At 58.3% G+C, this 14165-nt stretch carries 6 protein-coding genes; 2 read left to right on the top strand and 4 right to left on the bottom strand.

Going from position 1 to position 14165, the window contains the following annotated elements:
- Positions 1-97: 97 nt before the first annotated feature.
- A complete protein-coding gene (locus R2940_11670; GenBank protein MEZ4600435.1) occupies positions 98-1045 on the top strand; it encodes an AEC family transporter in 948 nt (315 codons plus the stop codon).
- A 48-nt stretch (positions 1046-1093) separates the two neighbouring features.
- Here R2940_11670 and R2940_11665 read toward each other — a convergent pair whose 3' ends face one another.
- From R2940_11665 to R2940_11650, 4 genes are all read right to left on the bottom strand, one after another.
- The gene (locus tag R2940_11665; protein MEZ4600434.1) at positions 1094-6610 is read right to left on the bottom strand and encodes an AAA family ATPase; all 5517 of its coding nucleotides are present in this window, start codon (positions 6608-6610) and stop codon (positions 1094-1096) included.
- A gap of 175 nt (positions 6611-6785) precedes the next feature.
- A complete protein-coding gene (locus tag R2940_11660) occupies positions 6786-10232 on the bottom strand; it encodes a pyruvate carboxylase (protein ID MEZ4600433.1) in 3447 nt (1148 codons plus the stop codon).
- Between the two features lie 196 nt (positions 10233-10428).
- On the bottom strand, positions 10429-11205 hold the full coding sequence (locus R2940_11655) for a slipin family protein (protein MEZ4600432.1): 777 nt from the start codon (positions 11203-11205) through the stop codon (positions 10429-10431).
- A gap of 45 nt (positions 11206-11250) precedes the next feature.
- Positions 11251-12573, bottom strand: a complete 1323-nt coding sequence (locus tag R2940_11650; protein ID MEZ4600431.1) for a nodulation protein NfeD — start codon at positions 12571-12573, stop codon at positions 11251-11253.
- Positions 12574-12735: 162 nt separating this feature from the next.
- Between R2940_11650 and R2940_11645 the strand changes: the two genes are divergently transcribed.
- Entirely contained in the window at positions 12736-14130 is a 1395-nt protein-coding gene (locus R2940_11645; protein MEZ4600430.1) for a sigma-54 dependent transcriptional regulator, read from the top strand.
- Positions 14131-14165 lie beyond the last annotated feature (35 nt).

Raw genomic sequence — 14165 nt, 5'->3', positions numbered from 1 at the left:
TTGCCCGTTGCCCCCGGCTCCGTCCTTGAGGTATGCTTGCCCCACCTGCGGCAAGCAGAATCGCGGACAGGCCAGGCCCTAATCATCGAATGAAAATATGGCATTGCTGAATGTTCTGAACATCATCCTGCCGGTATTTCTGGTCGTAGGGCTGGGCTCCCTGCTGCGGTACCTGGGGCTGCTCGACGGTGGATTCTTTCATCAGGCCAACCGTCTGGTCTATTTCGTCTGCCTGCCCTCTCTTCTGTTTTACAAAATCGGCACAGCCGATTTCCACAACACCTTCAACGGCCCCATGGTTCTTGGCGCATCGGCGGCCCTGGTTGCGGGTTTCGCTGTCAGCTATCTTTATGCGGCCTGGAGGCCGTACCCGAAAGGGGACATCGGGACTTTCAGTCAGGGGGCCTTTCGAGCCAATCTGGCCTATATCGGGCTGCCCATCGTCTTCAGCGCCTATGGAGAAACGGCTCTTGCCAGGGCCGGCATGCTGATGGGGTGTCTGGTCCCCCTGCTCAACCTTCTCTCCATCCTGGCCCTGCTTCTGCCTTATTTCAAAGGCCGCTGCGAGGGAGAACAGAGCCTTTCGCTGAAAAGGGACCTGCTTTACAATCCCCTCGTCATCGGTGCCCTGCTGGGTTTGTCCTGGAGTTTCTTCGACCTGCCCCTGCCTGCCCCCGCGGCCAGCGTTCTCGACCTCCTCGCCCGGGTTGCCCTGCCCCTCGCCCTGATCGCCATCGGCGGCGGATTTTCCCTGCAGAAGCTGCGGGGGGATCTCAGAAAGGCCTTGCTGGCAAGCCTGTTCAAAACCCTCGCCATGCCCCTGGCAACCTTCCTTTTCCTGCGGCTGCTGCAGGTTCGGGGACTCGACTTCAACCTTGCCATTCTCATGGCAGGGGCGCCGACGGCGGCCGCCAGTTATGTCACTGCCCACCAGATGAGAGGCAACGCCGAGCTGGCAGGATCCATCATCATGCTTTCGACCCTGATATCCGTGGCCAGTTATACTGTTCTGCTGTTATGGCTGGGTAATCGTTTAGTGGGATAATGCTTTTGAGAGGAGGCGGGTTCCGCCCCGGCAGGGACGAGCCCAAACCTATTTGTCTGGTCTTTCCCGGGGACTGCCCCCTTCGCGATCGCCCTCATCCGTCGGCAGGGCGAAATGAACCCGCGTTCCCCGTCCCACCTCGCTTTCCACCCAAATCCGGCCGCCGTGGCCTTCCACGATCTGCTTGACGATGCTCATTCCCAGCCCCAGGCCTCTGACTGCTGCTGTATCGGAGGCATCGGCCCGGTAAAACTTGTCGAAGATGTGCGCCACCTGTTCGGGGTGCATACCGATCCCTTCGTCCTCGACCGTCACCTGAAATATCCCCTCCAGAAATTCTCCCTTCATGCGGATTTTTCCTCCTCGGGGGGAAAATTTGACAGCGTTGCTGACAAGATTATCCAGGACCTGGTAAATCTTGTCCGGATCCAGACTGAGTTCAATCGGAGTGCGGGGAAGATGGAGGGTGAAGTCGTGTCGAGGGCTCAATCCCCGCCAGGTGGAGGCAGATCTTTCCAACAGGGCGGCAAGGTCCTGGCGGGACCTGTTCAAGCTGATCAATCGCCCCGCGTGCACTCTGCTCAGATCGAGGAGATCCTCCACGATCTTTGCCAGTGCCTCTGAATGCCGGTAGGCTATCTCAAGATAATTTCTCCGGTCTTCGTCGGATACGGGTTCCTCCCTGTTCATCACCAGCTCCAGGTAACCCATGACAATCGTCAGAGGCGTGCGGAGTTCATGGGCGGCAGTGGAAATGAACTCATTCTTCAACCGGTCGAGCAGCATACGCTCGGTAATGTCGGTGGATATGCCGCAGACCGCATACACATTGCCTGACTTGTCGAGAACCGGCGTCTTGATCGAGATGTAAGTGTGCATGCCGTCGTCATGGGGCACTTCCTCCTCGGCCTGGAGCGGAGTTCCGAGGGCGACGACCTGCTGGTCAAAAACGCGGTAAGTGGCGGCATGGTCCGGCGAAAACAGGTCATAGTCGGTGCAACCTGCCACGGATTGCCGGTTAACATGGAAAACCTTTTCAAACTGCCGGTTGACAAGGAGATAACGTCCCTGAAGATCCTTCACATAAATCACCGCCATCGAGTTGTCGATTATGCTCTGCAGCAGGCTTTGGCTTTCGCGGACCGCCTCCTCCGCCCGTCGCCTCTCCCTGTTCTCCCGCTGCAGATCGCCGTAGAGAACGGCGTTCTCAAGCGAGATCGCGGCCTGGGAAGCGATAAGCTCCAGCACCGCCACCCGTCCTGCCGTAAAGACACCGGGGGTCAGATTGTTTTCGAGGTACAGAATGCCGGCAAGTCGCTTCTGCCTGAGCAGAGGGACGCAGAGAAGCGACCTCGAATTTGACCGGCGAAGATACTCGTCGGCCGAAAAAAAGTTGGGGCTCGAGGCGTCATCCAGGATGAGCTTTTCTTGAGTGCGCAGAACGTAACGCACGATCAATTCGGGCATTTGGGCCGGGATGACCGCAGGCGGCCGGGAAATGATCACTCCCTTGCCCGGTCCTGTGACGGCTTCCGCTTCGACCCGGTATTCTTCCCCCTGTGGAAGGATCAGCAGAGCCCTTTCAGCACCGGCATGCTGGAGGACAATGGTCATCAGAGTTTCGATAAGTTTTTCCAGCACGATCTCGCCGGACACGGCCTGGGATGCCTTCATCACCGAGAGCAGGTCGAGTTGATCGGGATGCATGGCAAATGTGCCGGTGGGTGGAGCGCCCCTGGTTCTAAAAAGACCGGGGTGTTTGCCTTCGAGCTGTTTCACCTTGCCCTCGGCGCCCCAGACGGCATAACAGGTGACGGCCTCGCGCAGGTAGGCGTCGGCGATGAGATCAAACCCTCGGGTCCGATAAAAGCCCGCGGCGAGTTCATAGGCAAGCCCTGCGTTCTGAACGAAGCCGCTCCCACTGGAGGAGCGGATCGCCTTCTCATAAAGCTGCATGGCCTCCCCGTCCCGGTTGTTCAGCCGCGCGATCTCGGCTGCGACAAGCGCCTCGCGATTGCCGAAATTGGCGGGACAATTCTCCGCCCAGATCTGGAGCTGCTCGTGATGCTCGACGGCGGCCTGCAGATGGCGCGACCGATCGACGCCCGGCGCCGATTCACAGCAGGCGGAATGAGCGAGCGCGGCGAAGAAATGATATTCGGCCGTCTCGAAGAACGATGGCGACGTCCAAAGCAGTCGATCTGCCCTGGCCGCGGCATCGACGGCGGATGGATAATCGCCCGCGAAAAAGCGCCCCTGGAGCTTACGGATCCAATACCAGCAGCTGGCAATGGCCAGGCGGGGATCCGCTTCCAGATGCCGTTCGAAGTTTTCCTCGTTGAATCCTTCATCATCAAAGGAAGAAAAATCGGGCATCAGCCCCCGCAATACCCTGATAAGCCTCAATTGACCGGTCATAATGTCGACAACCAGCCCGAACCTTGCCTTGCGCACGAAGGCAAGCGCCGCCTCGGCCTGCCGCTCCACCTCTCCGAGCGGCTCGCCTGCGGCAAGCAGCAGTGTGATGAGACAATTGCGAATGTAGCAGGCATAGGTCAGGTCCCCGGTTTCCTGCGCCACCCTGGCTCCCTGACGCAGCCAATGAACGCCGCTTCGCAGGTGTTTGGTCCAGGGATTGATGAGATGACCGAAGTTCAGGTAGGTCCGCGCCATGAAACGCCTGGGGCCCCGCTTCTCCAATAGATCGAGGCCGAGCTTTCCGAACCGGAATCCCGACTGGTAATCTCCGAAACGGGGCCCAAGAACCATGCCGAGCCGGATGTAGCCGAAGCCGGAAGCATCGCCGTTTCCATGCTCCAGGCTGAGATTCACCATGCGTCCGGCGATAAGGCAAAACAGATTATGATCGGTGAACAGGGCCGGTGAGCTGGCCCAGGAAAGAACATCCAGCGTCGCGTTCCAGTCCGGCTCGTTCATGGCAGGCAAGTCGATCAACTCTTCAATACGGCGGCTACCGAGACGTCTCCACAACAGCCGGTATTCCTCGTCGACCGCCTCCTCGGCCGGGTGTGGCGACCACTCTATATTCAGACGCCGGAGGAACTTGAGGCACGCTTCGACGGCGAAGTCGCTTCGATCCAGGGTGGTGTAAAGGGCCGCCTGCACGCTGGCGACGGCGGCGGCGTCGACGATATTGACGGCCTTGTGCGAGAGCATTGACAGCCGCTTCTCGGCCTCCGTCGTCTTGCCGGTCAGATATTCGCATTCAGCCCTGCTGAGCTCCAGGGGAAAAACGAGATCGTATCGCCGCTCCCAGGCATCCTCCGCCAGCAAAGCCCGTCCGGCGGCGAGATACTGAAGACCCGACGCGAAGTCCCCGGAAGCTTTGGCCCGTCTTCCAGCAAGCAGGTTGAGTTCGGCTACCCGCTCCCGTTCCCATGCTGAAGAGATCAGAACCGTACCCAGATTGAACTGGCTCACGATTTCGAAGATTTTTTCCGCCAGATCTTCGGGCGATGTCTGTTCCAACAGCAGAGTGCCGATGCGCAGATGCAGCTCCGGCAACTGCGGTCCAGGGATAAGGGAATAGGCCGCCTGTTGGATGCGGTCATGGGCAAAGGCAAATTTATCATCGTATCGCAGGACGAAACCGTCCCTGATCGCAGGCCAGAAATCGGCAAGTGTCTTATCACCGGACTTTCCGCAGGCAAGGGCAAGCAGTGGAATCCCGAAACTGCTGCCGAGACAGGCGGCGGTCCGAAGAATATTTTGGGTAGCGGCAGGAAGCGTTGTAAGCCTTTCGGCAAGGAAATCGACCACATTCTCGGTGAAGCCTTTCTTCCGAATTTTCTCCAGGTCCCACCGCCAGGTCAGGGTGTCTTTGTCGAAATCCAGGCATCGCTCCTGGTAGAGGGCTTCCAGGAATTGTTCCACGAAGAAAGGATTGCCGGCGGTCTTGGCATGCACCAGCCGGGCCAGCGGTTCATTGCGAGGAGGTTTGCACTGGAGGGTATCCGCGAGCAATTGTCCCAGGTCATCGACGGACAGGGGGCGCAACACTGTCTCCTGTAACGGCGCCCCGCTCCTGCGGATCGCCTCAAGGGTAACAGCCAGAGGATGGTCGGGTCCGACCTCATTGTCCCGATAGGCGCCGATGGCCAAAAGGTATTTGATGTCGGAGTAGGTGAAGAGGTATTCAAGGAACTTGAGGGTCCCCCTGTCGAGCCACTGCAGATCATCGAGGAAAAGAACGAGGGGATGGTCCTGGCCGGCGAAGACCTCGAGAAACCGGGCCAGAACCCCCAAAAACCGGTTCTCAGCCTCCCGCGGCCCGAGGTCCGGGACGGGCGGCTGTTTGCCTGTAATGAGTTCCAACTCGGGAATGAGATCGACAACCAGTCGGCCGTTCGGATGAAGCGCCTTCAGGATCTCTGTCCGCCAGACGTCGAGTTCCGCATCGCTCTTCAACAGCAGCTGCCGGACCAACTGCCGCAAGGCCTGAGCGAGGGGTGCATAGGGGATATCATGTTTGTACTGATCGAATTTACCCGAACTGAACCAGCCGCGGCGCGAAACAATGATCTGCTTCAGTTCGTTGACAACGGACGATTTGCCGATGCCGGCGAAGCCCGATATAAGCGTCAGTTCCGGCGTACTGCCGGCAACGACCCGCTCGAAAGACTCCAGCAGGGCACGAACTTCCCTGCTCCGTCCATAGAGTTTCTCAGGGATGAGCAGCCGGGGCGACACGTCCCGCTCGCCGAGAGGAAAAGGTTCGATCGTTCCTTTTGCCTGCCATTCTGAATGGCAACGGCGCAAATCGGCCGCAACGCCTGCAGCGGTCCGGTAACGCTCCTCAACGGTTTTCGCCAGCAGCTTCATGACGATGGCCGAGACCGCCGGTGGGAGCTCCGGACTGCGTTCGGCAAGGGATATCGGTTGGCGAGCCACATGGCAATGAACCCATTCGAGCAGGTCTGCGGCCACACAGGGAAGCGCGCCGGTGAGCATTTCGTAGAAAATGACGCCAAGGGAATAGAGATCGGCTCGGGAATCCACGGAGCGGTTCATGCGCCCGGTCTGCTCGGGAGCCATGTAGGCCAGGGTGCCGGCAATGACTTCCGGAGGCTCGGGCGTCGGCCGTTCACGGGGCAGACGGGAAGCGAGGCCGAAGCCGATGAGCCTGACTTGATCGGCACCATCGATGAAGATATTCGAAGGCCTGAGATCCTTGTGGATCATTCCATGGGCATGGACCTGGCTGACGGCATCAGCGAGAGAGATGGCAATCGGCAGGAAACGTCCGAGGTCCAGAGGAGAACCGAGGAGACGCTCCAGTGGTTCGCCCCCGAGATCCTCGAAAACGAGAACCTTCCCTCCATTCTTTCGGACAAGAGCAAGGGGTTTGGCGGCCCAGTTGGATTCGAGCTCCCTGCGCAGCGCATACTCGTGCTGCAGACGCTCGTCAATCTCCTGCCGTGGAAAAGAGACCGGAACCTTTATCAGAACCGGCAAAAGATCCCTGTTTCTTGTTCCGCGCCAAAGGGCAAATTGATCATTTTTCAGCAATATTTTCTGCAGGGTAAATCTTGGCACATCGACCATTCCTCAATCCCCGGTAAAGTGACCAGAACGGAAGGATCGTCAAAACTTCAGTACTATTATATCAGCCACGGATACTGCGAGAACACTCTCCGGGACCCTTCGCGAACCCTTTGCCCCCCCAAAAAAAACGGCCCGCAAGCGGGCCGTTTTTTTTTTTGATTATTTCGAGCGTTTTTCATTCGAGGATCAAGAGCAGCTCTCCCTGCTCGACCTGGAGTCCTTCCTTGATCAGAATTTCAGCTATGGTACCGTCCTTTTCGGCCTTGACGTTGGTCTCCATCTTCATCGCCTCGGTCGAGAGCAGCACGTCGCCTACCTTGACCTTGTCCCCGACATTGACCAGGATCCGGAAGACTTTGCCAGGCATCGGTGCGCCGACATGGTGGAGGTTTTCGGGATCGGCCTTGCGATGGGTGACGACATCCGATTCCACCGAAAGATCCTTGACGTTGACCTGCCGGGGTTCGCCGTTCAGCTCGAAAAAGATATCCCGGGTGCCGTTTTCCTGGACCCGGCCGATGGCGTTGAGCTGGACGATCAGGGTCTTGCCCGGCTCGATGTCGATGCTGGTCTCATCGCCGAGGTCGAGGCCGTAGAAAAAGACCGGCGTCGGCAGGACCGAAACGTCGTCGTATTCCTGGCGTTGCAGGGCAAATTCCTCGAAAACGCCGGGATAGAGGACCGCCGAGAGGACCTCCCGGTCGCTCAGCTCCTGGCCCAGCTTCTTCTCCAGTTCGGCCTTTTTGGCTGCCAGGTCGACTGCCTCGAGGAATTCACCGGGCCGGCAGGTGATCGGCTTTTCCCCCTTGAGCACGATCTCCTGCAGCTTTTCCGGAAAACCGCCGTGGGGCTGGCCGATCATGCCCTTGAAAAAGTCGACGACCCCCTGCGGGAACGCCAGTTCATGGCCCCGCGCATAGACGTCCTCCGGCTGCAGGTTGTTCTTGACCATGAACATGGCCATGTCGCCGACGATCTTCGACGACGGGGTGACCTTGATGATGTCCCCGAACATGTCGTTGACCTTGCGGTACATCTCCTTGCAATCTTCCCAGCGATGTCCGAGGCCCATCCCTTCGACCTGCGGTTTGTAGTTGGAGTACTGGCCGCCGGGAATCTCATGATAATAAACCTGGGCAGTGCCGCTGCGCAGTTCCGACTCGAAGGGTGCATAGTAAGTGCGCACGGTCTCCCAGTAGTTGGCCAGCTTCTGCAGCCCGGGCTCGTTCAGCTGCGGATCCCGTTCTCCGTCCTTGAGGGCGGCCAGAAGAGCGTTCAAATTCGGCTGGGCGGTCAGGCCCGAGACCGAGGAGAGAGAAGTATCGACGATGTCGACACCGGCCTGGGCGGCGATCAGCAGGGTCGCGCCGCCGTTGCTGGAGGTGTCGTGGGTGTGCAGATGGATCGGGATGCCCACCTCGTTCTTCAGAGCCTTGACCAGCTTTTCCGCCGCAAAAGGTTTAAGCAGGCCGGCCATGTCTTTGATGGCCAGGATGTGGGCGCCCATGCGCTCCAGCTCCTTTGCCATTTCAACATAATAGGACAGCGGGTACTTGTCCCGTTTGGGATCGAGGATGTCGCCGGTGTAGCAGATGGCGGCCTCGCAGATGGCACCCGACTTGCGCACCGCATCCATGGCCACGGTCATCCCCCGCGTCCAGTTCAACGAATCGAAGACCCGAAATACGTCGATGCCACTCTCCGCCGCCTTGGCGACGAAGTTCTGCACAACGTTGTCCGGATAGTTGCAGTAACCGACGGCATTGGCCCCCCGCAGCAGCATCTGGAACAGGATGTTGGGGATCTGCTCCCGCAGGCGGTCGAGACGCTCCCAGGGGTCCTCCTTGAGAAAACGCATGGACACGTCGAAGGTCGCGCCACCCCACATCTCCAGGGAGAAAAGGTCGCTGCCGAGGAAACTTGTGGCCTGGGCGATGCGCACCAGATCATAAGTCCGGAACCGTGTCGCCATCAGCGACTGGTGAGCGTCGCGCATGGTGGTGTCGGTGATCAGCAGCTGCTTTTTGTCAAGAGCCCACTGCGCCAGACCCTCGGGGCCTTTCTCCAGGAAGATGTCGCGGGTCCCCATGGGACGGGCCATCTCATAGGGAATCTCGGGCACCTCGGGTTCCCGCAGATCACGAAAGTGCAGGGGCTGCTTGATCCCGGGGCTGCCGTTGACGGTGGTATGGCCGATGAAGGACAGGAGCTTGTTGGACCGGTCCCGCACCACCGGAATGTGGAACAGCTCCGGATGCATGTCGATGAAAGAGGTGTCGCACTTGCCATTCAGAAACGTCGGATGTCTGACGACGTTCTGCAGAAAGCCGATGTTGCTCTTCAAACCGCGCATACGAAACTCTTCCAGGGCGCGGGTCATGGAGCGTCCGGCATCGGCCAGCGTCAACCCCCAGGTGCTGACCTTGACCAGCAGTGAATCGTAGTGTGGCGTGATGCGGGCGCCAGGGTAGGCGCTGCCGGCGTCGAGCCGGATACCGAAGCCGCCGGGGCTGCGGTAGGCGGAAATGGTGCCGAAATCGGGGGCGAAATTGCGCTCCGGATCCTCGGTGGTCACCCGGGACTGGATGGCGTAGCCGACCAGATGGATGTCCTTCTGTTTCTTGATGTTGATTTCCGGATCGGACAGACGGTGCCCCTCGGCCACACGGATCTGGGCCTGCACGAGATTGCGCCCGGTCACCATTTCGGTCACCGTATGTTCCACCTGAATCCGGGTATTCACCTCGATAAAGTAGAAATTCTGTTCCTGATCCATCAGAAACTCCACCGTACCGGCGTTTTCATACCCGACGGTTTCGGCGATCTTCAGGGCATAGTCGCAGATTTCCTTCCGCTTTTCGGAGCTGAGCCCCGGGGAGGGGGCGATTTCAACCACCTTCTGATGACGGCGCTGAACCGAACAGTCACGGTCGTAGAAATGGACGATATTGCCGTACTTGTCCCCAAGGATCTGGACCTCGATGTGCTTGGGTTTTTCGATGTACTTCTCGAGGAACACGGCAGCGTTGCCAAAAGCAGCCCGGGCTTCGGAGGAGGCCGATTTGAGCCCCTCGGCCAGTTCCTTGTGATTGCGGGCGACCCGCATCCCGCGACCGCCGCCGCCGGCGGATGCCTTGATAATGATCGGATAACCGCATTTGGCGGCAAAAAGGAGCGCTTCCTCTTCGCTCGTAATCGGTTCTTCAGTACCGGGAACGACCGGCACGCCGGCCGCCATCGCCACTTTTCGCGCAGAGACCTTGTCCCCCAGTTTGCGCTGGATATCGGCGTTCGGACCTATGAAAACGATCCCGGCCCGTTCACAGGCTTCGGCGAAATGGGGATTTTCCGAAAGAAACCCATACCCCGGATGGATGGCATCGACCCCCTTCTTGAGGGCCAGGTCGATGATTTCATCGATGCCGAGATAGGCTTCGATCGGCCCCTTCCCCTTGCCGATCAGGTAGGATTCGTCAGCCTTGTAGCGGTGGAGTGAAATCCGATCCTCATTGGAGTAAATGGCCACCGTCTTGATGCCCAGTTCGATACAGGCTCGAAAGATGCGAATGGCGATCTCCCCGCGATTGGCGGCCATAACTTTTTCGAATTTCCTTATTTCCATCAAAACCTCCAGGCGATTCTTTTTATCCCAGTAGTGAACTCGGGAGTCTACCAGATCCGCCTTTTCAAAGCAACTAAGTGTTAAAAACGCGATTCGGGACTGTTTTCGAACAGTCTTGAGGGGATTTTATCATGCTGCATGGCGCATCTTCCATTCCCTGGAAGATGCGCCTTCCATAAACAGAACCTGCGGGGAATCAGTCTTTGCCGGAGGTTTTTTCCGGGCTGTCTCCCTGCAGCCTTTCAAGAAACGGTCGAACGAGATCGATGGGGAACGGGAAGATAATGGTCGAGTTCTTTTCCGTGGCGACCTCTGTCAGGGTCTGCAGAAAACGGAGCTGAAGAGCGCTCTTGTCCGAGGAGATGATACGGGCCGCCTCGGTCAGCTTCTGCGCCGCCTGAAATTCACCTTCGGCATGGATGACCTTGGAACGCCTCTCCCTTTCGGCCTCGGCCTGCCGGGCCATGGCGCGCTGCATTTCCACCGGCAGATCGACGTGCTTGATCTCCACATTGGATACCTTGACCCCCCAGGGGTCGGTCTGCCGGTCGAGAATCTCCTGCAGATGCTGGTTGATCTGCTCCCGGTGGGCGAGCAGATCGTCCAGTTCCGACTGCCCCAGCACACTGCGCAATGAGGTCTGGGCCAGCTGACTGGTGGCGTAGAGGTAATTCTCCACTTCGATGATCGATTTTTCCGGATTGACCACCCGGAAGTAGATCACCGCATTGACCTTGATGGACACGTTGTCCTTGGTGATGACATCCTGCGGAGGCACGTCCATGGCTACGGTCCTCAGGCTGATTTTCATGATCCGGTCCACGACCGGTATGATGAACCGCAGCCCGGGCCCCTTGACCGCGGAATAGCGGCCCAGGCGAAACACCACGCCCCGTTCGTATTCATAAATGATGCGTATGGCGCTGCTGGCTATGATCAGGACCAGCAGCAGAACGATAATGGGAAGCACCATGGCTGTTCTCCTTTTTTTAAAGCGGGCAGACACACAGGTCTGCCCCTACGGTGGCGGTTCCGCCTTTTTAACCTCCAGGCGCATCTTTTCACCGAGGCGGATTACTTCCACCGTTTCACCCTCGGAAATCCGCTCCCGGGAAAAGGCATTCCAGTACTCGCCGTGAACGAAGACACGACCCTCGCCGTCGATGTCGGTCACCGCCTTGCCCTGTTCGCCCGCCATCCCTTCGGCGCCGGAAACGAAGCGTTTTTTCTGGGTACGGACCACGAAGGAGAGGACCAGCAGAAAAAGGGCACTGGTCACGGCGACAGTGGCGGCAATGACCGGCCAGGATATGCGCATGTAAGGGTTGGTATCTTCCATCAGCATCAGGGAGCCGAGGGTCAAAGAGAGGATACCGCCTATTGTCAGCAAACCATAGGAAACCACCTTGACTTCCAATATGAACAACACTACCGCGAGCAGGATGTAAAGCATGCCGACATAATTGACCGGCAAGGCCTGGAAGGCAAAAAGGGCCAGAAGCAGTGCAATGGCGCCGATGGCACCGGGAAAAATGGACCCGGGCTGGGAGATTTCGAAGAAAATACCCAGAATGCCGAGCATCATCAGCATGTAGGCGATATTCGGATGGCTGATGGTCTGGAGAATTTTCTGGCGCCAGTTCATCTCCATGAATTCAAGTTCGACCCCGGTGGTCTTCAGAACAAACTCCTGGCCGCCCCGCTGATAGACGCGGCCATCCAGCTTGGTCTTCAGCTCCTGCTCGTTTTCGGCGATCAGGTCGATGACTTTCTGTTTCAGAGCCTCCTCGGCGGGAGTGGAAATGCTCTTGCGAACAATCTGTTCCGCCCATTCGACGTTCCGCCCCCGCTGCTGGGCGATGCTGCGGGCATAGGCCACCGCATCCTCGACCACCTTGCTCATCATCGCGCTCTCGCCCTCCTTTTCACCGGCTCCGATGGCCACCGGATGGGCAGCCCCGAGATTGGTGCCCGGAGCCATGGCGGCGAAATCAGCCGCCAGCGTGATCAGTGCCCCCGCCGACGCGGCCCGGGCCCCGGAAGGGGCGACGTAGACGATGACCGGAGTCCTGGAACCGAGCATCGCCTGAATGATGGAACGCATGGCGGTATCGAGCCCCCCCGGCGTATCCAACTCGAGCAGAAAGCCCTTTTGCCCCAGCCGGTTCGCCTCTTCCAGCTGTTTGGTGATGAAATCGGCAATGGTGGGACTGATGACCCCGGTAATCCGGACCGCACGGATGGAATCCGCGGACGGCGGTTCGGCAGCTGCCGACCGGAGAGCCCCGGTGGCCAAAAGGCACAGGGCCATAATAAAAATTGGCAAATATTTGAAAATCATGGCTAAATTCCGATTTTAAGTAATAATATCGTAGCCGTAGGCAGCACGGGTGTCAAATGAGACATGACTGAAAATTTTGGCAAAGATCTTGCCGTGATTGGAAATACATGCTAGCTTGAATTTCACCGTCAAAGACCTGACACGATTAATCAGGACGATTCCATGGACATGGACAATCTTTCTCAGATTCTGGTTATCGACGATGAACCCAGCAACCGGGAAGCCATCAGCCTGCTGCTGTCCAGTGCCGGATACCAGGTCCAGACGGCCGAAAGCGGCGAGGACGCCCTGCTGATTCTGCAGAAAAACCCCTTCGAGGTTATCCTCACCGACCTGTTTCTGCCCGGAGTCAGCGGCATCGATATTCTGAAAAAGGTCAAGGAGGACGCCCCTTTCACCAGTGTCATCCTGATCACCGGCAAAGCGTCGGCAGAAACCGCAGTCGAAGCCATGAAGGAGGGGGCTTTCGACTACATCACCAAGCCTGTCCATCTTGAAAAACTGAAGGTGGTCATTTCCAAAGCTCTCGAAAAAAGCCGTCTGCTGGCAGAAAATCGCTATCTGAAGCAGCAGCTGCGGGGCAAGTACCGGTTCGACAACATGATCGGCAACAGTCTTGCAATGCAGCAGGTGTTTTCCCGCATGGGGAAAATCGTCCAGACCGATTCGACCATCCTGATTCTCGGTGAATCAGGCACCGGCAAGGAACTGGTGGCCAAGGCCATCCATTTCAACAGCAACCGCAAAAACCAGCCTTTCGTCGCCATCAATTGCGGCGCCATCCCCGCCGAACTCCTCGAGAGCGAGCTGTTCGGGCATGAAAAGGGAGCCTTCACCGGAGCCGTGGCGGACAAATCGGGAAAGTTCGAGCAGGCCAACCACGGCAGCATCTTTCTCGATGAAATCGGCACCATGCCCATGCATCTGCAGATGAAGCTGCTGCGGGTGCTGCAGGAACACGAGGTGGTCAAGGTCGGGTCCAGTAAAACCATCAAGCTTGACGTGAGGGTGATCAGTGCCACCAATGCCAATCTGGAGGAGGCGGTGCGGCAGGGTCTGTTCCGGGAAGACCTCTACTACCGGCTCAATGTCATCCCCATCCACCTTCCCCCACTGCGCGACCGCCGCGAAGACATCGCGCTGCTCACCCGGCACTTCGCCACCCGGGTCTGCAAAGATCTCGATCATCCCCCAGTCACCTTCAGTTCCGGAGCCATGCGAGCCCTGGAATCCTATTACTGGCCGGGCAATGTCAGGGAACTGGAAAACGTGATCGAAAGGACCATCACCCTCGCGGAAACCGAGATCATCGGCAGAAAGGACCTTCCCACCAATATCGGCGGAAACAACGATGAGGATGAGAGCCAGGAAATAACCTGCCCCCGCCTCACGGAACAGGGAATCGACATGGTGCGGATCGTCGAGGGCGTGGAACGCTGCCTGATCCGCAGCGCCATGGAACTGGCCGGCGGGGTCAAGGCCCGGGCGGCCGCCCTGCTCAACATCAAACGCACCACATTGGTGGAAAAGATCAAGCGGCTGGACCTGGAATTGTGAGCGCGAACTGCGCGACTTGCGGAAGCGGACTGGAG

Source organism: Syntrophotaleaceae bacterium, assembly GCA_041390365.1.
Classification (GTDB): domain Bacteria; phylum Desulfobacterota; class Desulfuromonadia; order Desulfuromonadales; family Syntrophotaleaceae; genus JAWKQB01.
The sequence above is the reverse complement of the archived record's forward strand: the minus strand, read 5'-3'. Positions and strand labels throughout refer to the sequence as shown.